The following is a 24,742-nucleotide window of genomic DNA, read 5'->3' on the forward strand; positions in this document are numbered from 1 at the left end:
GCGGGCTGGCGGCGTTCCGGCGCGATGGCCGGCGGAGGAGGCGGAGGCGCCATGGTCGGGCCCTGGAGCAGGCGCAGTGGCGGAGGAGGCGGGGGCGGATCCTCGATCAGGGCCGCGCCGGCGTCCCTGGGCGCGCTGTCGGCCACCATGATCAGCGCCGGCGCCGCGGACGGCCGGGACTCGGCGGGCACGGCCGCCTGGGCCAGCATGGCCGGCGGTCCGCCGCTGTCGGCGGCCAGCCAGGCCAGGGTCGCCGTCAGCGCCACCGCCACCGCGGCGGCCGCGCCGTAGCCGAACAGCCGCAGCGGCGAGCGAGGGGCCCGGCGGCGCGCGGGATCGCGCTCGAGCTTGGCGAGGATGCTGTCCTCGCCCGGACGCCCATGGCTGGGCCGGGACGCCGACATCAGGTTGGGGCGCGTGGAGGTGGCTTGATTTTCGTCTGAAGGACGCACGGCAGGACTCCTAAGATGGGCTTTCCTGGTTCTGATTAGAAACAATTTAGGGAGCCCCGATGCTGATTTTTCAGGTCTTCGACAAGGGCGTGATGGACGATGCCGAAGGACGCCAGATCGACTTCCGCAACACCATCATCATCCTGACCTCGAACCTGGGATCGAGCCAGCTGATGCAGGCCTGCCTGAACAAGCCGGTCGATGAAATTCCAGCGCCGGACCAGCTGTCCGAGCTGCTGCGGCCCGCGCTCATGAAGCATTTCAAGCCGGCCTTCCTGGGCCGCCTGACGGTGGTGCCCTTCTACCCGATCCGCGACGAGGTGCTGTCCGATATCATCCGGCTCAAGCTGGACCGCATCGGCGCGCGGGTCCAGGACAACCACCGCGCGCGTTTCGAGTACGACGATGCCCTGGTGGCGGCGGTCCTGAACCGCTGCACCGAGGTCGATTCCGGCGCGCGTAACGTCGACAATGTCTTGAACGGCAGCTTGCTGCCCGAGATCGCGGACAGAGTGCTGGCGCGCATGGCCGAAGGCGGCGGCATCGCCCGCGTGAAGGTCAGCGCGACCAAGGCGGGCAAGTTCAAGTATACGGTGGAAGCCGCACAAGCGACATGAGCGGCAAAAGCGGCAGCATTAGGAGGAGTTCCCATGTTCACCATCGATGCGCTCCTGGCGCCCATCGCCCCGGACAACCCCTGCGGCGAAGACCTGGCGTTCTCGCCCGAGGTCGACGAGATCGCGCGCGCCCGCCAGGCCGACGACCCGTCGCTGGAGCAGGGCGCCTGGGTCACCACGCTCAAGGAAGCCGACTGGAAGTTCGTCGGCAAGCGCTGCGCCCTGCTGATCGAGACGCGCAGCAAGGACCTGCAACTGGCCGTGTGGCTGGCCGAGGCCAGCGCCAGGACCGGCGGCCTGCGCGGCCTGGCCGACGGCCTGCGCCTGGTGGCGGCGCTGTGCGAACGCTATTGGGACGGGTTGCATCCGCTGGCGGACGAGGACGGCTTCGAGCGCCGCATCGGCAACCTGGCCTGGATCGCGGCGCGCATCTCGCCGCTGGCCAAGGACGTGCCGGTGCTGGAGAACGGGGCCAGCATGATGCGGTGGGAGACCAGGCATGCGCAGGGCGGCGAGGGCGAGGCGGCCGAACTGGAAGCGGCGCGCGCACGCAGCTCGGCCGCCTTCTTCGCGTGCGTGGCGGCGGACGCCGACGCCTGCCTCACCGCGCTCGACGAGCTGGAGCGGGCAGCGGATGCGCGCCTGGGCGCGGAGGGGCCCAGCTTCAGCGTGGCGCACGCGGTGCTGCGCGACGTGAAGGATTTCGTGACGCCGGCGCCGGGCGCGGTGGCGGTCCAGGCCGCGCCCGGCGCACCGGTGAGCACAGCGGTCGTACGCGCCGCAGCGCCAGTCGTGCTGGCCGAAGGGCCCTTGCAGCACCGTGAACAGGCGCTTGCCCAGTTGCGCCAGGTGGCTGAATTCTTCCGGCGCACCGAGCCGCACAGCCCGGTGGCCTACCTGGCGGAGAAGGCGGCGCGCTGGGGCGAGCAGCCGCTGCACGCGTGGCTGCGCTCCGTCATCAAGGACGATGCCTCGCTGGCGCGGCTGGAGGACTTGCTGGGGATTGAAGCGGTGGAATGAAAGCGTAAGTCGCTGCGGGTGGACGGCTCTGCCGTCCACCCGGCGTTTTATCCTGCGCTTGCCTGGTCGGCCGTCTTGTTCGTGCCCGGGTTGACCATCTGCGTGGCGCGCTCGAACTGCGCCTCGACCGTCTGCACCGCCTGGCGGGTTGCCTGGGTGACCTGCTCGTAGCCCTTGAAGGCGTTGTCGATCGCGGCCTTGATGATCTCGACGGCGTTTTCCTGCCCCGGCTTGACGTGCTCGGTCACGTCGTAGATCAGGGCCGACAGGGTGCTCTTGGCCTCGGCCACGTGCGAATCGGCGGCGTGGCGGAACTCGTCATGCATTTCGTCGATGATGGCCTTGAGCTGGGCCCGGTATTCGGTGGCGTTCATCAGGCCGGGCTGCATGCGGGCCTTGAGGGCATCCATGGCCGCCTTGGGATCGGTTGCCTGGCTCATGTCGCGCCCCGTTTGCAGCGATCCGGCCATCGTGTCCTTGGCGGCGTTCATGTTCAGCGCCACGACCTGTTCCACGCCCTTGACCGTCTTGCTGGCCAGGGCGTTGAAGGTCTGCATCTGGAGATCGAACAAGGTCTTGGTGGCGTTGGCAAACTGTTCCGGGCTGGTAAACATTGTGTCTCCTCAGTGGATGCTCAGTAAATGCGCATAACAGACGCGTGGGGTGTTCTCACTGCATTATTTAACAACAATAAGTTTTTCGCAATGCGCGTCCCGATACGGGCCGCGCGCCTTGACCCAGCCTTCGCCGAGCGGCGTCTGGGAACAGGCGAGGGCGCCGTTGAGCGTGCTACGCCATTGGTAATAGGGCGCCGGAGCGGCGACAGCGCTATGCCCGATCAGGGCAGAGGCAGTCAACAGGGTAGCCAGTGAGGCGGCAATCCGATGGAAGATCATGGTCCGTCCAGCTTAACCCTACCATGCGGCAAGTCAAGCACCGCTTGACCTTCCTATCGTGGGAAGGTGTATTCTTCGCCGGGATTACAACAGGAGGGCATGATGCACGACTCCCAGGCTTCCACCTTGAATATCGGCGAGGCCGCGCGCGCCTCGGGCGTCTCGGCCAAGATGATCCGCCACTACGAATCGATCGGGCTGATCGGCGCCGCGCGCCGCACCGATGCCGGCTACCGCGTCTACACCGGCCAGGACGTGCGGGTGCTGCAGTTCGTGCACCGCGGCCGCGCCCTCGGCTTTTCGCTCGACCAGATCCGCGACTTGCTGGCGCTGTGGCAGGACAAGGGACGCGCCAGCGCCGACGTGCGCGCGCTGGCCCGCAGCCATATCGATGAGCTGAACCGCAAGATCGCGGAGATGGAAGCAATGCGCCGCACCCTGGAATCGCTGGCCGCTTCCTGCCATGGCGACGCGCGTTCGGAGTGCCCGATCCTGGACGACCTGGCCGCGCACTGAAAGAAGGGCAGGACAACGCAAAACGCCGTAACCCTTTGGTAAAGGCTACGGCGTTTTGCGGAACAAAACACGTTCAATTCGGTAGAGTTTGGTGCCCACGGAGGGACTCGAACCCCCACACCTCGCGGCACATGGACCTGAACCATGCGCGTCTACCAATTCCGCCACGTGGGCACTGATACAACATCAACTCTTACTACTGACAACCAGGTAGCTTTTGGTGCCCACGGAGGGACTCGAACCCCCACACCTCGCGGCACATGGACCTGAACCATGCGCGTCTACCAATTCCGCCACGTGGGCATACAAACATCAACTACCTGAGTTAGCTTTTGGTGCCCACGGAGGGACTCGAACCCCCACACCTCGCGGCACATGGACCTGAACCATGCGCGTCTACCAATTCCGCCACGTGGGCACTGCACCTGCTAACTCTGCTACAATATCAGGCTTTGTCATTTTTCGCTAGATCAACTTTCGTTGTTCGCTGCGCCAGACGCACTCCTGCTACTGCTGCGTTCTTCGCTTCGACCTTGCCGTCGTTGCTGAAGAGACCGAGATTATAGCGGATGAATTTCAAAAGTCAAAGACCCCGCTGAGAGGATTGCGGGCATTCCCGCAGACGAATCGTGTTAGGCGAATCGCGCGGACCTCCGTTACACTACGCCTGTCAAGCTGTCAACGAAACCAAGGCGCTGCCAGCGTTGCCGATACGGCGCCGTCACTACTAAGAAAAAGAAACCGATTTGAAGCAACCTACTCATACCATTCCAAGCCGCGAGGAAATCCTCGCAGTGTTTCGCGACGCCACCGAGCCGCTCGACGCGGCCGCGGTAGCGCGCGCCCTGAAAGTCAAGCCAGCAGCCCAGGAAGTCCTCGGACGCCGCCTGAACGCCATGGAGCGTGACGGCCAGATCCGCGCCGACCGCCAGACCGGCACCTATATGCTGACCGATCACACCGGCTTCGTGGCCGGACGTGTCAGCGCGCACCGCGACGGATTTGGGTTCGTGATTCCGGATAACGGCGGCGACGATCTGTTCCTGTCCGATCGCGAAATGCAGAAGGTGCTGCACGGCGACAAGGTGATGGCGCGCGTGACCGGCACCGACCGCCGCGGCCGCCCCGAAGGCTCGATCGTCGAAGTGGTCGAACGCGCCAACACCCACGTGATCGGCCGCCTGCTCAACGAGGGCGGCGTGTGGATCGTGTCGCCCGAAGACCAGCGCATGAGCCAGGACATCCTGGTGGCCGGCCCGCCCGGCAAGGCCAAGGCGGGGCAGGTGGTGAGCGTCGAGCTGATCGAGCAGCCGGGCCGCTTCCAGAAACCCACCGGCAAGATCGTCGAAGTGCTCGGCGAACTGGACGACCCGGGCATGGAAATCGAGATCGCCGTGCGCAAGTTCGGCGTGCCGCACGTGTTCTCGCCCGCCGCGCTCAAGCAGGCCAACAAGCTGCCGAACGAAGTCATCGATGCCGACCTGGCGGACCGCGTCGACCTGCGCGACGTGCCCCTGGTGACCATCGACGGCGAAGACGCGCGCGACTTCGACGATGCCGTGTACTGCGAACCGATCAAGATCGGCCGCGCCAAGGGCTACCGCCTGCTGGTGGCGATCGCCGACGTCAGCCACTACGTGAAGCCGAACGACGCGCTCGACGTGGACGCGATCGAGCGCAGCACCTCGGTGTATTTCCCGCGCCGCGTGATCCCGATGCTGCCCGAGAAACTGTCGAACGGCCTGTGCTCTCTGAACCCGGCCGTGGACCGCTGCACCCTGGTGTGCGACATGGTCGTCACGCTCGAGGGCGAAGTCACCGCCTACCAGTTCTACCCGGCCGTGATGCACTCGGCCGCGCGCCTGACCTATAACGAAGTCGCCGACATCCTCGGCAACACCAAGGGACCGGAAGCCCAGCGCCGTCCAGGCATCGTGCCGCACCTGCTGAACCTCAACGAGGCCTTCCGCGCGCTGCTCAAGGCGCGCCAGGAACGCGGCGCGATCGATTTCGAGACCACCGAAACCTATATCGTCTGCAACCCGCTGGGCAAGATCGAGAAGATCATCCCGCGCACCCGCAACGACGCGCACCGCCTGATCGAAGAATGCATGCTGGCCGCCAACGTGTGCGCGGCGGACTTCCTGATCCGCCACAAGCACCCGGGCACCTTCCGCATCCACGCGATCCCGACCGAGGAAAAACTGAACCAGCTGCGCACCTTCCTCAAGCAGGTGGGCCTGAACCTGGGCGGCGGCGCCAAGCCGACGGCGCGCGACTACGCCGAAGTCATGCAGCAGATCAAGGAGCGCCCGGACGCGGCCCTCCTGCAGACCATGCTGCTGCGCTCGATGCAGCAAGCGGTCTACAGCCCGGACAACGTCGGCCACTTCGGCCTGGCCTACGAGGCCTATGCCCACTTCACCAGCCCGATCCGCCGCTACCCGGACCTGCTCACCCACCGCGCCATCAAGGCCCTGCTGCTGGGCAAGCGCTACGAGCCGAAGGGCATCGAGCTGGGCAAGCTGAACACGACCCTGTCGAATTCGGCGCGCAAGCAGGCGGCCAAGAACAAGGCCGAAGGCAAGCAGAAAGCCGAGAAGGACCTGACGATCTGGGACGCCCTCGGCGTACACTGCTCGGCCAACGAGCGCCGCGCCGATGAAGCGTCGCGCGACGTCGAGAACTGGCTGAAGTGCTACTTCATGCAGAACAAGCTGGGCGAGGAATTCACCGGCACGGTGTCCGGCGTCACCCCGTTCGGCATCTTCGTCACACTCGACGAGCTCTACGTCGAAGGCCTGGTGCACGTGACCGAACTGGGTCAGGACTATTTCCAGTACGACGACGCGCGCCACGAGCTGCGCGGCGACCGCACCGGCAAGCGCTACCAGCTGACCGACCGCGTGAGCGTGAAGGTGGCCCGTGTCGACCTGGAGGCGCGCAAGATCGACCTGGTGCTGGGCACGGGCACGCCTGATTCCGCTCAGGCGCAGGCAGGCACGCCCGTCCCCACGCCGCTCGAGCGCGCCCGCCAGGCGGCCCAGGAAGCGCTGGAGCCGAAGCCGCCCAAGTCGCGCAAGGCGCGCGCCAAGGCCCAGGCCGGCGAACTGCTGGGCTCGCCAACGGCCACCCCGGCGCCTTCGGCCGAGGACGAGGACGAGTCGGAAGCGGAACAGGACGTGGTCTTCGTGCCGCCGCCGCGCGGCGCGCGCGGCGCGGCCAGGACCGCATCCAAGCCTGCAGCGAAGACCGCAGCCAAGCCGGCCGCAAAGCCGGCAGCCAAGGGCGTGCCCAAGAGCCCGGCCAAGAAAACCGCAGCATCCAAGAGCACCAGCAAACAAGGTGCGACCAAAGCGGCTGCCAAGACCGCATCCAAAACTAGCAAAAAGAAGTAAAGCATGAAAAACAAAATGATTTTCGGGTTCCACGCGGTGACTTCGCGGCTGCGCCATGAGGCTTCGTCGGTGGAAGAGATCTTCGTCGACGCCGAGCGCAACGACCGCCGCATGCAGGACCTGGTCGCCGGCGCCAAGGCGGCCGGCGTGCGCGTGATGCCGGTCGAGTCCTCGCGCCTCGACAAGATCGTCGGCACCCGCCGCCACCAGGGCGTGATCGCCTTCGCCAGCCAGCTGGCCCTGGCGCGCAACCTGGACGAGCTGCTGGATGCGATCGAGGGGCCGCCGCTGCTCCTGATCCTGGACGGCATCACCGACCCGCACAACCTGGGCGCCTGCCTGCGCGTGGCCGACGGCGTCGGCGCGCACGCGGTGATCGTGCCGAAGGACCGCGCGGTGGGCCTGAACGCGACCGCCGCCAAGGTGGCCAGCGGGGCGGCCGAGACCGTGCCGTATATCACCGTCACCAACCTGGCGCGCACCATGCGCGAACTGAAGGAACGCGACATCCTCCTGATCGGCACCTCGGACGACGCCGACCGCGGCCTGTACCAGGCCGACTTCACCGGTCCGGCCGCCCTGGTCATGGGTTCGGAAGGCGAGGGCATGCGCCGCCTGACGCGCGAGACCTGCGATGTGCTGGTGAACATTCCGATGCTGGGCTCGGTCGAGAGCCTGAACGTGTCGGTGGCGTCGGGCGTGTGCCTGTATGAGGCAAGGCGCCAGAGGATGGCGCGCGAAGGCTGAGCCGTTTGCGGTCTGCCGGCAAACTTGGGTCCCCGCCTTCGCGGGGATGACGTTCATACGATACGTCCGAAAGTCGATATAGCAACTTTCACACGCTCCGCGTAAACGTCATCCCCGCGAAGGCGGGGATCCAAGTCCGTTGAGCAGCCCGAGACCGCCCCCCCCACATTGACCCCACATAAGCAAGTCCACCCAACATACGCTACCATGGGCGAGGACTTGCACTGAATCCCACTATGTTTTTCAAGCTGCGCGAAGATATCAAGAGCATCATCGAACGCGATCCCGCCGCCCGCAACGGCTGGGAGGTGCTCACCTGCTATCCGGGCCTGCACGCGGTCATCATGCACAGCTGGGCGCATGCCTGCTGGAAGATGAACCTGAAGTGGCTCGGCCGCTTCATTTCCTACATCGCCCGCGTCATCACCGGCATCGAGATCCACCCCGGCGCCGTCATCGGCCGCCGGGTCTTCATCGACCACGGCTTCGGCGTGGTAATCGGCGAAACCGCCGTGGTGGGCGACGACTGCACCATCTACCAGGGCGTCACCCTGGGCGGCACCACCCTGGTGGCCGGCACCAAGCGCCACCCGACCCTGGAGCGCGGCGTCATCGTCGGCGCCGGTGCGCAGGTGCTGGGCGCCTTCACCGTGGGCGAATACGCCAAGGTCGGCTCCAATGCCGTGGTCGTGAAGCCGGTGCCTTCCGGCGCCACCGCGGTCGGCAACCCGGCCCACATCATCCGCAAGGAAGCCCAGTCGCGCAGCGCGCACCTGTTCGCGGCCTATGGCGTCACGCCCAACGGCGACGACCCGCTGTCCAAGGCCCTGCGCAACCTGATCGACCATGTCGCCCGCCAGGACGAGCAGATCGAGCGCATGGCCGCGTCCATGAAAGCCGCCGGCCTGTGCTGTCCGAACATGAAGGAGGGTGATAAACTCGATTCGGAACAACTGAACCGCCTGGTTGACTAAGGAACCGCATGACGAATGAAACGACTGGCGGCGGAGACACCGCGGCCGCAGCCGTGCTCGACCCGATCGAACTCCGCGTGCTCGCGGTGCTGGCCGAAAAAGAAGCGCTCACCCCCGACAACTACCCGATGTCGCTCAACGCCATCGTCAACGGCTGCAACCAGCTGTCGAGCCGCGATCCGGTGATGCAGCTGACCGACGAGGTGGTGCTCGACACCCTGCAGCGCCTCACCGAACGCAAGCTGGTCAACGGTATCTCCCAGGCCGGCGCGCGCGTGGTCAAGTATGAGCACCGCATGCGCATCAAGTGGACCCTGGAGCAGGACAAGCTGGCGGTGCTCACCGTGCTGATGCTGCGCGGCCTGCAGACCGCGGGCGAGATCCGCACCCGCACCGGGCGCCTGCACGAGTTCAAGAGCGTGGCGGACGTCGAGGCGGCGCTGCAGTTCCTGATCGATAAATATCCGCCGCTGGTGGCGCGCCTGGAGCGCGCGCCCGGTACCAAGGAATCGCGCTACGGGCAGCTGCTGGGTGGCGAGATCACCATCGTGGCCGGCGCCGAGCAGGTAAATAGCGCGGCTGCCGGGATGACCCAGGGCGGCCGCATCGGTCAGCTCGAGCAGGAAGTCGCCGCCTTGCGCGGCGAGCTGGAAGACCTCAAGGCGCAGTTCGAGGCGTTTCGCCAGCAGTTCCAGTAGCCGCGTCCGCGAAGCGCAGTTCCACCACCGCCTCGTCGCTCCATTCCGGCGAGCCCAGCGGGACCTCGAAGGACGTGTCCTTGGCTGTCAGATCCAGGCTGCGCTCGCCTTCGCGCAGGACCGCGCCGGTGACCGGGCCGTCGGCGTGGAAGCCGAAGCGCGCCTGGCGCTTCTCGTCGAAGAAGCTGCACCAGTCGCTGGTGAGCATGACGGTGTTGATGGCCAGCACCCAGAATAGCGGGATTTCTTCCTTGGCGATCGCCACCGTCACCTTGCATTCCAGCCGCAGGTCGCCCAGCCGGCGCTGGTTGGCCGGCAGGCCCGGCGTCCTGATGTCGGGGTTGACGCGGTAGGCGCGGCGTTTGCGGTTCAGCTCGAGTTCGCTCTCGGCGCTCGCCGCGGCATCGCTGCGCGGCACCACGAAGCGGCCGTCGGCGCCGATGGGAAGCGCGAGCGAAAAGCCGTCGTCGCCCACCAGGCGCGCCGCCAGCCGGGCCGGCGACTCGTCCGGCTTGCGCGCCGTGGCGCGGAACGTCAGCCGCTCGACCGCCGGCGCCATCTTGTGGTGCCGGTCGAAGGCATCCAGCCCGGCCAGGATCGCCTTGTACTTGCGGATTTCCGGATCGCGCATTGCATTCACGTGCACGGGATCGAGCTCGCGGGCCGGCGCGGTGTCCACGGCGCTGGCAGGACCTGCGCCGCAGAGCAGTACGCTGCCGAGGAAGAAGGCGGGAAGGGCGCGCATCCGCTCAGCCCCTCAACCTTCGTCGCGCCAGCGGCGCAGGCGCATCGCCGCGAAGATCATCGCCGCGCCGGCCAGGGCGCCCAGCCACACACCCGGGGTCGCCAGCGCGCCGTAGGAGTGCGCCAGCAGGATGCCGCCGTTCAGTCCTTCGCCGACCTCGGCCAGGGACGAGTTGTCGAGCTCGGCCAGCCAGATGCCTGGCAGCAGGCCCATCAGGCCGCGCAACACGACTTCCTGCACGAACCAGTCGACGTTCAGGGTCAGGTTGGCGAAGCGGCCGATGATGAAGTCCACCCATTTCAGCACCACGATCGCCACCAGCGGCGTGCCCACCGCCCACAGGAAGACCTTGGAGCGGGCCCAGGCCGAGACCATCAGCAGCCAGCCGACGGTCGGCAGCGCGAACAGGATGTAGAGCGGCAGGAAGGCCAGCAGGTAGAGCGGCGACAGGTAGAGGTTGATGTCGGAGAGCACCGGCGCCACCAGGTTCAGGCCCTTGGCCGCACTGCCGACCAGGCCGATGATCAGGAGGGTGAGCGAGGCGGCGACGCCGACCGCGATCGTGATCATGGGGGCGACCACCAGGGCGGTGATGACCTTGGACAGCACGGTATCCTGGTCCGAGACCGGCAGCGACTTCCAGAACAGGATGCTGCGGTCGCGGCGGTCGTCGTAGAGGGCGGCCAGGCAGTAGAAGAACACCACCACCGGCAGCATGATGAACAGCGGCAGGGCCGCGCCCAGGTAGCTGGAAGCGATCACGTCGGCCAGCTTGCTGCGCATCTCGTGCGGAATGCCCTGGATCGATACCACGTGGGCGCCGTCGACCTGGATGTTGGCCATGTTGGTGGTGATCATGCCGTAGACGAAACCGCCGCCGATGAGCAGGACGAGCGCGGCCGCCACCACGATCGGCGCCCAGAAGAACGCACCCTTGTGCTCCCAGATCTCGCGCTGGAGCATCCACTTCATCGTTTTCATGCGTAGGTTCCTTTCATGGTGGCGACGAACAGGTCGGCCACGCTGGGGTTGCGGGTTTCGCCGAGCGCGGCCAGCTGGTCGCGCGAGACGCCGGCGCGGTTGGCGTCGAACAGCATCACGGACTTGCCGAACACGGTGCGCTGGTCCAGCGGCTGGAGGGCGTTGGCGGCCGGGATCTTCTCGGCCGGCACCATCACTTCCATGTAGCGCTCGCCGATCTCGTCCATGGTGGCCGAGAGTACGATCTTGCCGTCGCGAATGAACAGCAGGTCGGTCAGGATGTGCTCGACTTCTTCCACCTGGTGGGTGGTGATGACGATGGTCTTCTTCTCGTCGAAGTAGTCTTCCAGCAAATTCTGATAGAACTGCTTGCGGTAGATGATGTCCAATCCGAGCGTCGGCTCGTCCAGCACGAGGAGGCGTGCGTCGATGGCCATCACCAGCGCCAGGTGCAGCTGGACGATCATGCCTTTCGACATTTCCTTGACCTTCATGGTGGGGCGCAGCTTGGTATGGGCGATGTAGCGCTCGGCCTTGGCGCGGTCGAAGCGCGGGTGCACGCCGGCCACGAAGTCGACCGCATCCTTCACGCGCAGCCAGCGCGGCAGGATGGCGACGTCGGCGATGAAGCACACGTCCTTCATCAGCTCGTCGCGCTGGGTGCGCGGATCGAAGCCCAGCACCGACAGCTCGCCTTCGAAGGGCACCAGGCCGAGGGCCGCCTTCAGGGTGGTGGTCTTGCCGGAACCGTTGGGGCCGATAAGGCCGACGATGCGCCCGGCCGGGATGTCGAAGTCGACGCTGTCGACCGCGATCCGCTTGCCATAGCGCTTGGTCAGGCCGCGCGCGGAAAGCACGGTGCTCATGCCGCACCTCCCGGACTCGGCGACGCATCCGGCGACACCGAGGCGGCGCGCAGCAGCTGTTCCAGGTTCAAGCCCAGGCGGCGGATGCGCTCCACCATCGCCGGCCATTCCTCGCGGATGAAACGTTCGCGTTCCGTGGACAACAGCTTCTCGCTTGCTCCTTCGGTGACATACATGCCAATTCCCCTTCGCTTTTCCACTAAGTTCTCGTCGACCAGTTCCTGGTAAGCCTTCGATACGGTGATCGGATTTAATTGATATTCGGCCGCGATCGAGCGGACCGAGGGCAGGGCATCGCCGGCCTTCAGCACGCCGTCGAGCATCATGCCCACCACCCGCTCCTTGAGCTGGCGGTAGATCGGGGTGTTATCGTTCCAGCCGACTGACATCGTGGGCCTCCCTGGGGTTGCGGCGCAGCGTGGTGATCATCCCTGCCTCCTTATTGGTGATGTGATGAAGTGGTGTTGTAGTGAAGTATAACAGCGGTTTTGTAAGTGTCAACCTACATGCGCGAAATTGGCAGGGTTGGCGGCTTTGCCGCCGATGCGGTGATCGATGCCGGCTCCGCTTTCGCACCCGATGATCTTGCTGCCAACTGTCACCGCGTCGGCGTCTGTCATTCAGGCCCTGGCCTGAATGACCCCGCCGACCCTACGGTCCGCGCCGGATTCGGCGGCTTTGGTAGGATTCGGCTAGAACTTCGAAGGAGAACCCGACATGCTGAAATGCCCGAACTGCGGCATATCGCCCCTGGTGCACGCGACCCGGGACATGGTCTACACCTACAAGGGTAGAAGCACCACGATCCCCGACGTGATCGCAGATTACTGCTCGGGATGCCGCGAGGTGGTCTGCACCCGCGGCGAGGAAGAGCACTATGGCGAATTGGTCCGCGCCTTCCGCAAGCAGGTCGACCTGGAGGCGGGGCAGGACATCCGCAACCTGCGCAAGAAGCTGGGCCTGACCCAGCAAAAGGCCGACGAACTGTTCGCCGACGGGCCGGGCGAGTTCTCCCGCCTGGAAAGCGGGCAGGCGGATGCGCCGGCCGCGCTGCTCAAGCTGCTGCGGCTGGTGGGCCGGCATCCGCACCTGCTGGACGAGGTGCGTTAGGAAGAAAGCCTACAGCTCGGAGAGTGCATGGCGCGTGATGGCGCCGTCCGCGCCGAGCGCGATCCAGCCGCCGCGCGCCGGCTCGGCGTCCAGCTCCCAGTCCGGCAGCACGTAGCGCAGCTTGCCGTCGGTCTCGTGGACGGCGGGGCGGTGGGTATGGCCATGGATAATGACCGCCGCATCGGCCTGCGCGAACAAGTCCTGTACCGCTTCCGGCGTCACATCCATGATCTCGCTGGACTTGCCCATATGGGCCTCGCGGCTGCCTTCGCGCAGGCCGGCGATGATGGCCTTGCGCTGCGCCAGCGGCATGCCCAGGAACTGGCGCTGCCAGGCGGGATCGCGCACCTGGGCGCGGAAGGCCATGTATTTGGTATCGAGGGTGCACTGGGCATCGCCGTGCACCAGGGCGATGCGGCGTCCGCCGGCCTCGATCAGGTGGGGCTCCTGCGCCAGCGTCAGGCCGGCCGCCTGCGCGAAGCCGCTGCCGACCAGGAAGTCCCGGTTGCCGGCCAGCCAATAGATGTCCACGCCCGCATCGGCGACGCTGCGGATCGCGGCAATCACTTGCCGATGGAAAGGCGTCGCGAGATCGTCGTCGCCGGCCCAGTATTCGAAGATGTCGCCGAGCAGGTAGAGCCGCTCGGCGCGCAGCGCCGGGCCGGCCATGAAGCGGTAGAAGGCTTCGGCCGTGCGCGGGTGCGATTCCTGCAGGTGCAGGTCGGAGATGAACAGCGCGCGCGGGCGCGCAGGCATTGTCATTGGATCGACGGGTGCAGCATGTGCCGGCGCGCTCCCGTGCTTAGACGACTTCGACTTTTTCGATGACGACCGGATCGACCGGCACGTCCGAGTGCATGCCGCTGCGGGTGGTCTTGACGTTGTTGATCGCGTCGACGACGTCCTGGCCTTCGGTGACCTTGCCGAACACGGCATAGCCCCAGCCATCCTGGCCCGGGTAGTTCAGGAAGGCGTTGTCCTTGGTGTTGATGAAGAACTGGGCCGATGCCGAGTGCGGCGCCGAGGTGCGGGCCATGGCGAGGGTGTACTTGTCGTTCTTCAGGCCGTTCTTGGCTTCGTTCTCGACGGTTGCGTCGGTGCTCTTCTGCTTCATGCCCGGCTCGAAGCCGCCGCCCTGGATCATGAAGTCCTTGATCACGCGGTGGAAGATGGTGTTGGTGAAGTGGCCCTTGTTCACGTAGTCCAGGAAGTTGGCAACCGTCTTCGGCGCTTTCTCGGCGTCCAGTTCGATGGTGATGTTGCCCTTGTTCGTGGTCATGAGTAAGGTGGTCATGGGATTGTCCTGTGAGTTGGTTATCGTTGAAGTGTTCAGCGGGCGCTATTTTACAAGCTTGTCGCCCTTGAGGAGGGTGGCGGATTTAATGAAGATCGGCGTGACCGGCACGTTTTCCATGCCGCGCACGTCGTCCACGACGACCGCCTTGATCTTGTCGACCACTTCCTGGCCTTTCACGACCTTGCCGAATACGGTATAGCCCGAGCCGTTCACGTTCGGGAAATCGATGCCGGAATTGTCGGCCACGTTGATGAAGAACTGCGAGGTGGCGCTGTCGGGATGGTTCTCGCGCGCCATCGAAATCGTGTACGGCTGGTTCGACAAGCCATTGCTTGACTCGTTCTTGACCGGCTTGAGGGTCTTGCGGCCCTCGAATTTCTCGTTCATGCCGCCGCCCTGGATCATGAAGCCGTCGATCACGCGGTGGAAGATCGTACCCTTGTAGAATCCGGATTTCACATAGGCCAGGAAATTGGCCACGTTCTTGGGCGCTTTTTCCCGGTCCAGTTCGACGACGATCTCGCCCATGCTGGTCTTGATCGAGACCTGGGGCAGGTCGGCGGCCAGGGCCGCGCCGCTCAGGAGCAGCGAAGCGGTAACGGCAGCGGCGGCGGTCGCGAGCTGGGTCAGGAGGGAACGGCGGGACAAGCTGGGCATGGGCATCAGGCCTCCTCTGGTGGACGTGGCACAAGGCGCTGTCAAGGGTTTCGCTGAAAATAAAGCTGGACCATATGCGGCCAGACAGGATTTTATCAATGCTATACTTTGCGCGGAACGACCCATTCTATCAAATAAGAACAACACCGAGGACACGGACGCACCCGACGCAGGCTCCGCCCGGCGGCACCGCGCATTGAGCGCTTCCGCCCGGCTTTTGCATTGCCGGTCCGTCCACCTCTCCGATACGGTATTCAATGAGCCAACTCAAGATTTACAACACGCTCGCGCGTGACAAGCAGGTGTTCGTGCCCAAGGTCGCAGGCAAGGTCGGCATGTATGTGTGCGGCATGACCATCTACGATTACTGCCATGTGGGCCACGCGCGGATGATGATGGCTTTCGACGTCGTATACCGCTGGCTGCGGGCTTCCGGCTACGACGTCAACTATGTTCGTAACATCACTGACATCGATGACAAGATCATCAAGCGCGCCGTCGAGAACAAGGAAACCATCGGTTCCCTGACCGCGCGCTTCGAGCGCTACATGGACGAGGACACGGCCGCGCTGGGCATCCTGCCGCCGACCGTGGTGCCGCACGCCACCGCCTACGTGCCGCAGATGCTGGACATCATCGACAAGCTCGAGCAAAAAGGCCTGGCGTACAAGAGCGAGGACGGCGACGTCAATTACGCCGTGCGCGGCTTCGACGGCTACGGCAAGCTGTCCGGCAAGTCGCTCGACGACCTGCGCGCCGGCGAGCGCGTGGATGTGAGCAGCACCAAGCGCGACCCGCTCGACTTCGTGCTGTGGAAGGCCGCCAAGGAATCCGAACCCGAGGAAGCCAAGTGGGATTCGAAATGGGGCAAGGGCCGTCCGGGCTGGCACATCGAGTGCTCCGCCATGTCCTGCGCGACCCTGGGCGAACACTTCGACATCCACGGCGGCGGCGCCGACCTGCAGTTCCCGCACCACGAGAACGAGATCGCCCAGTCCGAAGGCGCCTTCGGTGGGCCGATGGTCAACTACTGGATCCACAACGGCTTCGTGCGCGTCGATAACGAGAAGATGTCCAAATCGCTGGGCAACTTCTTCACCATCCGCGACGTGCTCAAGAAGTACGATGCCGAAGTGGTGCGCTTCTTCATCCTGCGCGCCCACTACCGCAGCCCGCTGAACTATTCCGACGTCCACATCGACGACGCCAAGGGTGCGCTGAGCCGCCTGTACACGGCGCTGTCCGACGTCGACCTGGGCACGGAAGCCGTGGCCGTGAACTGGGACGAGGAACACGCCCTGCGCTTCCGCGAAGCCATGGACGACGACTTCAATACCCCGCTGGCCGTGGCCGAGCTGTTCGACCTGGCGGGCGAAGTCAACCGCACCAAGTCCGTGGCGGGTCGACTCGATGCTGCGCGCCAGCTGAAAGCCCTGGCCGGCGTGCTGGGCCTGCTCGAGCGCTCGCCGCAGGCATTCCTGCAATCCGGCGGCCAGGAAGAGGGCGGCATGGATGAAGCCGCGATCCTGGACGCCATCGCCCGCCGCGCCGACGCCAAGAAGGCGCGCAATTTCGCCGAGGCGGACAAGATCCGCGCCGAACTGACTGCTGCCGGGATCATCCTGGAAGACAAGCCGGACGGAACGGGCTGGCGCCGCGCGTAATGGCAGCCAACAAGGACAAGGCGGGCGCGACGACGCCAGGGGCAGGCGTTGCCGACCAGGGGTCGGCAAATTCTGACATGCTGTCGGTGCCCGCCTACTGGGCCGAGGCCAAGCTGGAACTGATGCAGCGCGACCGCATCATGAACAAGCTGATCCCCCAGTTCGGCGACCTGCACCTGCGCGGCCATCCCGATCCCTTCACCACCCTGGCGCGCTCGATCGTGGGCCAGCAGGTGACGCCCAAGGCGGCCGACGCGGCCTGGGACAAGCTGCTCGCCCTGTGCCCGAAACTGGCCCCGAGCCAGGTGATCAAGGTGGGCGCGGCCGAGCTGGCCAGCTGCGGCCTGTCCAAGCGCAAGACCGAATACATCCTCGACCTGGCCGACCATTTCAAGGCCAGGCGCGTCCATGCCGACCTGTGGTCGCAGATGGATGACGAGGCCGTCATTGCCGAGCTGGTCCAGATCCGCGGCATTACGCGCTGGACAGCGGAGATGTTTTTGATATTTAATCTGCTCCGGCCGAACGTCCTGCCCCTGGACGACCCCGGCCTGATCCAGGGCATCAGCCAGAATTACTTCTCGGGCGAACCGGTGTCGCGCAGCGATGCGCGCGAGGTATCGGCCAATTGGGAGCCCTGGCGGACAGTTGCCACCTGGTATTTATGGCGCAGCCTGGACCCGATAGCGGCGTCCGGTACGGTAAAATAATGCCCTGAACGCCGCGGCGCACGGAAACGCAGCGGCCACGAAATAATCCGGAGGTACAATGACTAAAACAACTTTCCTCAATTTTGAGCAGCCGATTGCCGAGCTGGACTCCAAGATTGAAGAGCTGCGGTTCGTGCAGGACGATTCCGCCGTCGACATCTCCGAAGAGATCGACCGCCTGGCCAAGAAGAGCCAGCAACTGACCAAAGACATCTACGCCAAGCTGACTCCCTGGCAGGTTTCCCAGATCGCGCGCCACCCGCAGCGTCCGTACACCATGGACTATGTGAACGCGATCTTCACCGACTTCCATGAACTGCATGGCGACCGCACCTTCGCCGACGACCAGTCGATCGTCGGCGGCCTGGCCCGCTTCAACGGCCAGCCCTGCATGGTGATCGGCCACCAGAAAGGCCGCGACACCAAGGAGCGCGCGATGCGCAACTTCGGCATGCCGCGTCCGGAAGGCTACCGCAAGGCCATGCGCCTGATGAAGCTGGCCGAGAAATTCGGCCTGCCGATCTTCACCTTCGTCGACACCCCGGGCGCCTTCCCCGGCATCGACGCCGAAGAGCGCGGCCAGTCGGAAGCGATCGGCCACAACCTGTACGTCATGGCCGAGCTGAAAGTGCCGCTGATCGCCACCATCATCGGCGAAGGCGGCTCGGGCGGCGCGCTGGCGATCGCCGTCGGCGACGCGGTGCTGATGCTGCAATACTCGACCTATTCGGTGATCTCGCCGGAAGGCTGCGCCTCGATCCTGTGGAAGACCTCGGAACGCGCCTCGGACGCGGCCGACGCCCTGGGCCTGACCGCGCACCGCCTCAAGGCCATCGGCCTGATCGACAAGATCGTCAACGAACCGCTGGGCGGCGCCCACCGCGATCCGGCCCAGATGGCCCAGCTGCTCAAGCGCGCCCTGGCCGACACCCTGCGCCAGTTCCAGGGCATGAAGACCAAGGACCTGCTCGAAGCGCGCCACGAAAAGCTGATGGCCTACGGCAAGTTCAAGGAAACGCTGCCGCGCGAAGAGTGAGCCGTTCGAAGACCGCTGCCGGCGCCTTGCCGGTAGCGCTTTCATCGACTTTCATGCGGGCCATGCACGGCCTGCGCGCGCAGTATCCCTTTGCTTCCCTGGCTGTTGCCCTCAGCGGCGGACTCGATTCCATGGTCCTGCTGCGCCTTGCCCATGCTTGGGCGAAGGAAGAGGGCAGCGCCGTCCACGCCTTCCACGTCCATCACGGGCTCAGCCCCCACGCCGACGCCTGGCTCGCCCATTGCGAGCGTGCTTGCGGCGAGCTCGGCATTGCTTTCGATGTCCGCCGCGTCAGCATCCCCAAGGATAAATCCGGCACCGAAGCGGCCGCGCGCCGCCTGCGCTATGCGGCGCTGGGCGAGATGTGCCGTGCGCACGGCGCCGGTGTGCTCTTGACCGCCCACCACCTCGACGACCAGGCCGAGACCGTGCTGCTGCAATTGCTGCGCGGCTCGGGGCCGGCCGGCCTGTCCGGCATGGACGCCGCCAACCGCGCGCCCGGCCTGCTGGGCAGCGAAGAGCTGGTCATGGCGCGCCCGCTGCTGGGGCAATCGCGCGCGGCCCTCGAAGCCTGGGCGGCCGCGCAAGGCGTCACCTGGGTCGAGGACGAATCGAACCTCGATCCTCGCTACGCCCGCAATGCCTTGCGCCACGGCGTGATGCCGGCACTGGCATCGAGCTTTCCGGGCTTCCAGGAGCGCATCGCCCGCAGCGCCGCGCATGCGGCCTCGGCCCAGCGCCTGCTCGACGAACTGGCCGAACAGGACCTGGCGGCCAGCCTCGACGGCGACGCGCTCGACCTGGCGCGCATCAAAGGGCTGAGCCGGGACCGCATCCACAACCTGCTGCGCCGCCTGTTCACGGTGCGCGGCCTGGCCATGCCCTCGACCGCCTGGCTGGGCGAGATGGTGGCCCAGCTGCTGACGGCGCGCGAGGACGCCCAGCTCAAGGTAACCCATCCGGGCTGCCACATCCGCCGCCACCGGGGCAAGCTCCACATCACGCCGCGCCTGCCGGATCTTGACGGCATGCGCGATCCGGACGACATCGGCGTGCTGCACCGCGCAGGCGAATCGTTCCGCTGGGAGGGCCAGGCGGCGATCGCCTTCCCGGCCTACGGCGGCGTGCTTCACATCGAGCCGGCCGCGCAAGGCTTCGACGCGGCCTGGCTGCGTACCCAGGCATTGACGATCGACTTCCGCCAGGGAGGCGAGCGCCTCAAACCGGCCGCGAACCGCCCGACCCGCAGCCTGAAGGCCCACTTCCAGCACCTGGGTGTGCCGGCCTGGGAGCGCGAGCGCCTGCCCGTGATCAAGCGCGGACTCGACCTGCTGTTCGCCGCCGGGATCGGCATGGACAGCAGGCACTTCGGCAGGGAAGGGGCGCAGCTGGTCGCCCTGCGCTGGGAGCCCAGTCCGGCGTAAATTGTCTATGCAAGCTCTATGCGGAAAAGGTATTACTTTATTTTCTTTTCGTATAGCTTTTGGCTTTCAGAGCCTTGTGATGACGCATTGCAGCATGCTAGAGTAAAGGTCCCCTTTGATCTTTCTACAAGCTGGAACCCTTCCCGATATGGCTTTAATTGTCCACAAATATGGCGGAACGTCGATGGGCTCGACGGAACGCATCAAGAATGTCGCGGCCCGCGTGGCCAAGTGGCATGACGCAGGTCACCAAATCGTTGTCGTTCCGTCCGCCATGTCGGGCGAAACCAACCGCCTGATCGGCCTGGCCAAGGAAATCATGGCGCAGCCGGATCCGCGCGAACTGGACATGATAGCCTCGACCGGCGAGCAGGTCTCGGTCGGCCTGCTGGCGATGGCGCTGCTGGCGATCGGCAAGGATGCGGTCTCGTACACCGGCTGGCAGGCGGGCATCCGCACCGACTCTTCGTTCACCAAGGCGCGCATCCAGTCGATCGACGACACCCGCGTGCGTGCGGACCTGGCGGCGGGCAAGATCGTCATCATCACGGGTTTCCAGGGCATGGACGAGGACGGCAATATCTCGACCCTCGGCCGCGGCGGCTCGGACACTTCGGCGGTGGCGATCGCCGCCGCGCTGAAGGCGGACGAATGCCTGATCTACACCGACGTGGACGGCGTCTACACGACCGACCCGCGCGTGGTGCACGAAGCGCGCCGCTTGCAGAAGATCACCTTCGAAGAAATGCTCGAGCTGGCCTCGCTGGGCTCGAAAGTGCTGCAAACCCGCTCGGTCGAATTCGCCGGCAACTACCAGGTGCCGACGCGCGTGCTGTCGTCGCTGACCGATCCCCTGATGGACCTGGCCGAGGAAGCCAGCTCCGGTACCCTGATTTCGTTTGAGGAAGAGAGCAACATGGAACAAGCCGTCATCTCCGGCATCGCCTTCAATCGCGATGAAGCCAAGATCACCGTCCTGGGCGTGCCGGACAAACCGGGCGTCGCCTTCCACATCCTGGGACCGATCGCCGACGCCAACATCGAAGTCGACATGATCATACAGAACCAGTCGGTCGATGGTAAGACCGACTTCACCTTCACGGTCTCGCGCAACGATTACGTCAAGGCGATGAACGTGCTGGAAGGACAGCAGGAAGCGCTGGGCGCGACCAAGGTCATCGGCGACGCCAAGGTGTCGAAGGTCTCGGCCGTGGGCGTGGGCATGCGCAGCCACGTCGGCGTGGCCTCGCAGATGTTCCGCACCCTGTCGGAAGAGGGCATCAACATCCTCATGATCTCGACCTCGGAGATCAAGATTTCGGTGCTGATCGACGAAAAGTATATGGAACTGGCGGTCCGCGCCCTCCACAAGGCTTTTAACCTGGAGCAAGCTTAACAATTTTCAAAATTTTAGGGTGTGCGTCCTTGACGCAAGACGCACCAGACCTTAAGATGCGTGCACTCAGCGCTGACTGACAAGTCGGAACTGATTGGAGGCGTGGCCGAGTGGCCGAAGGCACTTCCCTGCTAAGGAAGCATATGGGCTTAAACCTGTATCGTGGGTTCGAATCCCACCGCCTCCGCCAAGTTTCAAAGAAAAGAGCGACCGCAAGGTCGCTTTTTTCTTTTCCGCGGCGGATCAGGCGAGTAGAGCGCCTGCGCGCTCTACGCGTGGGATTCGAAGGCTTGCGCGTACTCGCGCAAGCGCGGCCTGCAGGATGTAGGCGAATCCCACCGCCTCCGCCAAGTTTCAAAGAAAAGAGCGACCGCAAGGTCGCTTTTTTCTTTTCCGCAGCGGATCAGGCGAGTAGAGCGCCTGCGCGCTCTACGCGTGGGATGCGAAGGCTTGCGCGTACTCGCGCAAGCGCGGCCGGCAGGATGTAGGCGAATCCCACCGCCTTCGGCAAGACGATTGTTTGCGCTGCGGGTTTTTTGTTTTGGAACTTCAAGAACGTGTCAATACGGATCCCATTGCGGGATTTGTATCCGTCTACGCGCTCGATGACTGACAGCTTCCATCAGCGACAAGGGAAAGCCCGGCTCGCGCTTGTTGAGGACGGCCTGGCCTGCCTCGTTCAGGGCGATTGTCGTTCCGTGCTTGCCCGTGACCGGTCCAACGGCAGCTCGGCGCAGCCAAGGTGCCGCGGCTGGCCAGCACACCCGATGCACCGGCCAGAAAAGCTGTGACATGCATGCCTCCCGTCGAGCGAATAGAAAACGCCCGGACAAGCTTATGAGCTCTGATAGTGGCGATCGGTAATGGCCACGCGTTTGACGCGCGTCAAAATCGCACTGAAAAATAAGGTCCTAGACTGGGACAAGACAGTCCAACGAGCTGTACGCCCCCACGCTGCCAACAATGTCCTTGATTGCGGGGTGTCCAGCGACTAAGGTGAGGTGACACAGGCTGTTTCGGGGGCTGCGATGTTGATACGTCTTGCGAAGGAGCCTGAGGCTTTACTACCTGCGAGACGGGACCGACGCTGTTCCGGCCGTCGGTTGCGCCTGCTCGTCACGCGCTACCTGTCGGGATGCGTACCCGCGTTGATGGCAGCCCTGACGGGGATGCGGCCGGTGGCGGCCGCTGCCGCTCCCGCTGAAGGTTCCGGGCAACCGGCTGGCGCAGGACAGTGTCCCGTACGCCTTCTTGCATGACGAATCCTTGGAGACCAGCATGTCCTTCCTGAGCAGGCGTGCCTGCATGTTCGTGCTTGGGTTGCCGGCGCTTGTCCTGGCCGAACCGGTGTCCGTCACCACGCATTCGACCGGGACGAGCAATGTCGACAGCACCATCCTGTTCGCACTCGGGCTGGACAGTGTCACGACGGCGCCCTTCCTTCCCTTCGAACTGACTCTCAGGTCGACATTCGAGCCGGACGCCATTCCCTCCAACTGGGCTTACAACGATGGCGGTGAAGTGGCGATCGACTTTCGCATCGGAGACCAGGAATTCCACTATGGCGGCCGCGCCGACAGCTCTGTCAATCTCTACGACCAGTCCACCAGCTTCGACGCCTACGGCCATGTCATTTCGTTCAATACGCCTGGCCCGCCGGACTCGAGTTATATCATCCGTTTCTCCCATACGCTGTACTACCTGCCGGACAACCCGGGCGCGGCTGGGCCGCTGAGCCCGCTTTATGCCGACGCGCGCGACGGCGTGTATGGGCACTACACCATCGATGCCTTCCCAAGCTACCCGGATGTCCCTCTCCACTGGCAGATGTCGTCAACCACCGACGCCATGCTGTCCGTCCAGGTGGGAGTGGTGCCGGAGCCCGCACCTTTCCTCCTGCTGTCGGCCGGGCTGTTGACCCTCGCCCTGCGGCGGCGCCTGAATCTCGGTAACGTAACTGGGCAATTACGGCACATTTTGACCTGCATCAAACATTTTTTTGACTGATCGGAACAGACTGGGGACTGGTGTTCTTGAATACGAACGAACGGAAGAGGCCGAGATGTTCCGCAAGATCCTGGTACCCACCGATGGATCGCCCTTGTCCGACACCGCCGGCAGGGCGGCAGTGACCCTCGCGCGCGGGTGCGGCGCCGAAATCGTCGCCTTGTCGATCGCGCAGATGCTTCCGCTGTCGGCCGTCAGCGCGGACGACCCGGCCGGGCCCGCGGCGGCCGAGCGCGGCCGGGCGTTGGACCTGGCCGCGCAGCGCGCCGGGAGGATTGCGGACATGGCTGGGGCAGCCGGGGTGCAGCACAGCGTCGTCACCTCGGCCGCGTCGCCGGAGCATGAGGAGATCATCCGGGTCGCCGAGGAGTCGAACTGCGACCTCATCTTCATGGCGACCCATGGTCAAGGCGGACTGACCAGGCTGATCGCGGGCAGGGTGCCGCAACTGGTGCTCGCCTATTCTCCCTTGCCGGTCATGCTGTACCGCGGGAGCGTCATGCCCGCATGAGCACGTCCCGCGAGCGGTCACGGTCTTACTTCATTGAGGAGGTGGAAATGTACAAGCGAATACTTTTTCCGACCGATGGTTCGGAAGCATCGGGGCGAGCTGCTTACGCCGCCCTCGACTTCGCCAAAAGCACCGGTGCCACGGTGGTCGCCATGACGGCGGTCCCGGAGTTCCACACCTTCACCACCGATGCCGAGATGCTGGAGCAGACGGCGTCCGAGTACAAGGAGGCCAGCACGGCGCGGGCGGGACGCCTGCTGGACGAGATCGCCGCCCTCGCACGCGAGCGTGGCGTGCCATGTACTTGCCTCCAAGTCGTTTCCGATAGTCCTTACGAGGCGATCATCGCAAGCGCCCGCGAACAAGGCTGCGACCTGATCATGATGGCCTCCCACGGCCGCCGGGGAATCAAAGGTCTGCTGCTGGGTAGCGAGACCCACAAGGTGCTGGTCCACAGCGCGATCCCCGTCATGGTGCACCGCTAGGCGCCGCGGCGCCGGAAAGGAACGCAAAGCTATGTACAAGCGCCTCCTCGTCCCAACCGACGGTTCGCCCGTATCCGAGAATGCCGTGGACGCCGCGATCGATTTCGCCCGCGTCTGCGGCAGCGAGATCCTTGCGCTGTCCATCGCCATGCCCGAGCCTGCAATCCAGTCCGCCGAGGCGGCGATGGTGATCGACGCGGGACTCGAAGTTGACGTGCTGCTCGAAAATGCGCAAAAGCTGGTTGCCGCGATCTGCGCACGCGCTCAGGATGCGGGGGTGACATGCACGCAACGGGTCGAGCTGTCCCTGGATCCAGGGAAAGTGATCGTCGATACCGCATGCGAGCAGGCCTGCGACCTGATCTTCATGGGTTCGCACGGACGGCGTGGCCTGAGCCGGCTACTCGCAGGCAGTGTGACACAGGCGGTGCTCGCCTATGCCCCGATGCCGGTCATGGTGTTGCGGCCGGTGTCGAAGGACGAGCGTGCGCAGGCGCTGGCGCGGCACTGTCCAGCAGAGCGCCATGCGTGACCG

The 24,742-nt window shown here is 65.0% G+C and carries 26 protein-coding genes, 4 tRNA genes and 2 pseudogenes; 18 read left to right on the forward strand and 14 right to left on the reverse strand.

Annotated features, from left to right (window positions below; translation table 11 throughout):
• Nucleotides 1-452, reverse strand: a pseudogene (locus tag V7778_RS12890) (hypothetical protein); the annotation flags it as partial.
• Nucleotides 453-514: 62 nt separating this feature from the next.
• Here V7778_RS12890 and V7778_RS12895 point away from each other — a divergent pair.
• A pseudogene (locus V7778_RS12895) lies at nt 515-1,069 on the forward strand (AAA family ATPase); the annotation flags it as partial.
• A gap of 33 nt (nt 1,070-1,102) precedes the next feature.
• Nucleotides 1,103-2,089, forward strand: a complete 987-nt coding sequence (gene tssA / locus V7778_RS12900) for a type VI secretion system protein TssA (RefSeq protein ID WP_335555791.1) — start codon at nt 1,103-1,105, stop codon at nt 2,087-2,089.
• 47 nt (nt 2,090-2,136) lie between these two features.
• Here the strand turns inward: tssA and phaP are convergent, their stop codons facing one another.
• Entirely contained in the window at nt 2,137-2,703 is a 567-nt protein-coding gene (phaP, locus tag V7778_RS12905) for a TIGR01841 family phasin (protein ID WP_335555793.1), read from the reverse strand.
• Between the two features lie 63 nt (nt 2,704-2,766).
• Nucleotides 2,767-2,985: a hypothetical protein gene (locus V7778_RS12910; RefSeq protein ID WP_335555795.1), complete on the reverse strand. Its 219-nt coding sequence runs from the start codon at nt 2,983-2,985 to the stop codon at nt 2,767-2,769.
• Nucleotides 2,986-3,084: 99 nt separating this feature from the next.
• On the opposite strand from V7778_RS12910, the gene cueR reads away from it, so the two are divergent.
• The gene (gene cueR, locus V7778_RS12915) at nt 3,085-3,501 is read left to right on the forward strand and encodes a Cu(I)-responsive transcriptional regulator (RefSeq protein ID WP_335555796.1); all 417 of its coding nucleotides are present in this window, start codon (nt 3,085-3,087) and stop codon (nt 3,499-3,501) included.
• Nucleotides 3,502-3,590: 89 nt separating this feature from the next.
• Here cueR and V7778_RS12920 read toward each other — a convergent pair.
• From V7778_RS12920 to V7778_RS12930, 3 genes are all read right to left on the reverse strand, one after another.
• A tRNA-Leu gene (locus V7778_RS12920) sits at nt 3,591-3,675 on the reverse strand.
• A 44-nt stretch (nt 3,676-3,719) separates the two neighbouring features.
• Nucleotides 3,720-3,804, reverse strand: a tRNA-Leu gene (locus V7778_RS12925).
• A gap of 30 nt (nt 3,805-3,834) precedes the next feature.
• Nucleotides 3,835-3,919 (reverse strand) — tRNA-Leu (locus tag V7778_RS12930).
• Nucleotides 3,920-4,247: 328 nt separating this feature from the next.
• On the opposite strand from V7778_RS12930, the gene rnr reads away from it, so the two are divergent.
• From rnr to V7778_RS12950, 4 genes are all read left to right on the forward strand, one after another.
• Nucleotides 4,248-6,899, forward strand: a complete 2,652-nt coding sequence (gene rnr / locus V7778_RS12935; RefSeq protein WP_335555797.1) for a ribonuclease R — start codon at nt 4,248-4,250, stop codon at nt 6,897-6,899.
• A 3-nt stretch (nt 6,900-6,902) separates the two neighbouring features.
• Nucleotides 6,903-7,646 (forward strand): 23S rRNA (guanosine(2251)-2'-O)-methyltransferase RlmB, encoded by a 744-nt coding sequence (gene rlmB / locus V7778_RS12940; RefSeq protein WP_335555798.1) that lies wholly within the window; start codon nt 6,903-6,905, stop codon nt 7,644-7,646.
• A gap of 236 nt (nt 7,647-7,882) precedes the next feature.
• Nucleotides 7,883-8,620: a serine O-acetyltransferase gene (gene cysE, locus V7778_RS12945; protein WP_335555800.1), complete on the forward strand. Its 738-nt coding sequence runs from the start codon at nt 7,883-7,885 to the stop codon at nt 8,618-8,620.
• An 8-nt stretch (nt 8,621-8,628) separates the two neighbouring features.
• Nucleotides 8,629-9,318 carry a YceH family protein gene (locus tag V7778_RS12950; protein ID WP_335555803.1) on the forward strand — a complete coding sequence of 230 codons (690 nt, stop codon included), beginning with the start codon at nt 8,629-8,631 and terminating at the stop codon, nt 9,316-9,318.
• Here the strand turns inward: V7778_RS12950 and V7778_RS12955 are convergent.
• The 5 genes from V7778_RS12955 to V7778_RS12975 all read right to left on the reverse strand — a co-directional run bounded on the left by V7778_RS12955 (nt 9,278) and on the right by V7778_RS12975 (nt 12,530).
• Nucleotides 9,278-10,063 carry a hypothetical protein gene (locus V7778_RS12955; RefSeq protein ID WP_335555805.1) on the reverse strand — a complete coding sequence of 262 codons (786 nt, stop codon included), beginning with the start codon at nt 10,061-10,063 and terminating at the stop codon, nt 9,278-9,280. The two genes, V7778_RS12950 and V7778_RS12955, sit on opposite strands and share 41 nt — an antisense overlap.
• A 12-nt stretch (nt 10,064-10,075) precedes the next feature.
• Nucleotides 10,076-11,044: a hypothetical protein gene (locus V7778_RS12960; protein ID WP_335555807.1), complete on the reverse strand. Its 969-nt coding sequence runs from the start codon at nt 11,042-11,044 to the stop codon at nt 10,076-10,078.
• Complete coding sequence (locus V7778_RS12965; RefSeq protein WP_211521792.1) at nt 11,041-11,910, reverse strand: ABC transporter ATP-binding protein; 870 nt, start codon at nt 11,908-11,910, stop codon at nt 11,041-11,043. Before V7778_RS12965 ends, V7778_RS12960 begins: the two co-directional genes overlap by 4 nt.
• Nucleotides 11,907-12,299 (reverse strand): GntR family transcriptional regulator, encoded by a 393-nt coding sequence (locus V7778_RS12970; protein WP_335555810.1) that lies wholly within the window; start codon nt 12,297-12,299, stop codon nt 11,907-11,909. The genes V7778_RS12965 and V7778_RS12970 overlap by 4 nt, the downstream gene beginning before the upstream one ends.
• Before the next feature lie 108 nt (nt 12,300-12,407).
• Complete coding sequence (locus V7778_RS12975; protein ID WP_335555811.1) at nt 12,408-12,530, reverse strand: hypothetical protein; 123 nt, start codon at nt 12,528-12,530, stop codon at nt 12,408-12,410.
• A 97-nt stretch (nt 12,531-12,627) separates the two neighbouring features.
• Between V7778_RS12975 and V7778_RS12980 the strand changes: the two genes are divergently transcribed.
• Complete coding sequence (locus V7778_RS12980) at nt 12,628-13,020, forward strand: type II TA system antitoxin MqsA family protein (protein ID WP_335555813.1); 393 nt, start codon at nt 12,628-12,630, stop codon at nt 13,018-13,020.
• Between the two features lie 9 nt (nt 13,021-13,029).
• Here V7778_RS12980 and V7778_RS12985 read toward each other — a convergent pair whose 3' ends face one another.
• From V7778_RS12985 to V7778_RS12995, 3 genes are read right to left on the reverse strand one after another with little or no spacing between them, the layout of a single operon-like run.
• Nucleotides 13,030-13,782 (reverse strand): UDP-2,3-diacylglucosamine diphosphatase, encoded by a 753-nt coding sequence (locus tag V7778_RS12985; RefSeq protein WP_335555816.1) that lies wholly within the window; start codon nt 13,780-13,782, stop codon nt 13,030-13,032.
• A gap of 40 nt (nt 13,783-13,822) precedes the next feature.
• Nucleotides 13,823-14,314, reverse strand: coding sequence for a peptidylprolyl isomerase (locus V7778_RS12990; RefSeq protein ID WP_335555818.1), 492 nt, complete (start codon nt 14,312-14,314; stop codon nt 13,823-13,825).
• 45 nt (nt 14,315-14,359) lie between these two features.
• On the reverse strand, nt 14,360-14,980 hold the full coding sequence (locus tag V7778_RS12995) for a peptidylprolyl isomerase (protein ID WP_335555820.1): 621 nt from the start codon (nt 14,978-14,980) through the stop codon (nt 14,360-14,362).
• A 251-nt stretch (nt 14,981-15,231) separates the two neighbouring features.
• On the opposite strand from V7778_RS12995, the gene cysS reads away from it, so the two are divergent.
• The 10 genes from cysS to V7778_RS13045 all read left to right on the forward strand — a co-directional run bounded on the left by cysS (nt 15,232) and on the right by V7778_RS13045 (nt 24,739).
• Complete coding sequence (gene cysS / locus V7778_RS13000) at nt 15,232-16,638, forward strand: cysteine--tRNA ligase (protein WP_335555822.1); 1,407 nt, start codon at nt 15,232-15,234, stop codon at nt 16,636-16,638.
• Nucleotides 16,638-17,348: a DNA-3-methyladenine glycosylase family protein gene (locus tag V7778_RS13005; protein ID WP_335555823.1), complete on the forward strand. Its 711-nt coding sequence runs from the start codon at nt 16,638-16,640 to the stop codon at nt 17,346-17,348. The genes cysS and V7778_RS13005 overlap by 1 nt, the downstream gene beginning before the upstream one ends.
• Nucleotides 17,349-17,406: 58 nt before the next feature.
• A complete protein-coding gene (locus V7778_RS13010; protein ID WP_211519196.1) occupies nt 17,407-18,384 on the forward strand; it encodes an acetyl-CoA carboxylase carboxyltransferase subunit alpha in 978 nt (325 codons plus the stop codon).
• Nucleotides 18,385-18,437: 53 nt separating this feature from the next.
• Complete coding sequence (gene tilS, locus V7778_RS13015; protein WP_335555825.1) at nt 18,438-19,808, forward strand: tRNA lysidine(34) synthetase TilS; 1,371 nt, start codon at nt 18,438-18,440, stop codon at nt 19,806-19,808.
• Nucleotides 19,809-19,956: 148 nt separating this feature from the next.
• On the forward strand, nt 19,957-21,204 hold the full coding sequence (locus tag V7778_RS13020) for an aspartate kinase (protein ID WP_335555827.1): 1,248 nt from the start codon (nt 19,957-19,959) through the stop codon (nt 21,202-21,204).
• Nucleotides 21,205-21,300: 96 nt separating this feature from the next.
• Nucleotides 21,301-21,394 (forward strand) — tRNA-Ser (locus V7778_RS13025).
• 1,088 nt (nt 21,395-22,482) lie between these two features.
• A complete protein-coding gene (locus V7778_RS13030; RefSeq protein WP_335555829.1) occupies nt 22,483-23,211 on the forward strand; it encodes a PEP-CTERM sorting domain-containing protein in 729 nt (242 codons plus the stop codon).
• A 55-nt stretch (nt 23,212-23,266) separates the two neighbouring features.
• Entirely contained in the window at nt 23,267-23,722 is a 456-nt protein-coding gene (locus tag V7778_RS13035; protein ID WP_335555831.1) for a universal stress protein, read from the forward strand.
• 47 nt (nt 23,723-23,769) lie between these two features.
• Nucleotides 23,770-24,207 carry a universal stress protein gene (locus tag V7778_RS13040; protein ID WP_335555833.1) on the forward strand — a complete coding sequence of 146 codons (438 nt, stop codon included), beginning with the start codon at nt 23,770-23,772 and terminating at the stop codon, nt 24,205-24,207.
• A 31-nt stretch (nt 24,208-24,238) separates the two neighbouring features.
• Nucleotides 24,239-24,739 carry a universal stress protein gene (locus V7778_RS13045; protein ID WP_335555835.1) on the forward strand — a complete coding sequence of 167 codons (501 nt, stop codon included), beginning with the start codon at nt 24,239-24,241 and terminating at the stop codon, nt 24,737-24,739.
• Nucleotides 24,740-24,742 lie beyond the last annotated feature (3 nt).

The organism is Massilia sp. DD77 (assembly GCF_036961685.1).
Classification (GTDB): Bacteria; Pseudomonadota; Gammaproteobacteria; order Burkholderiales; family Burkholderiaceae_D; genus Telluria.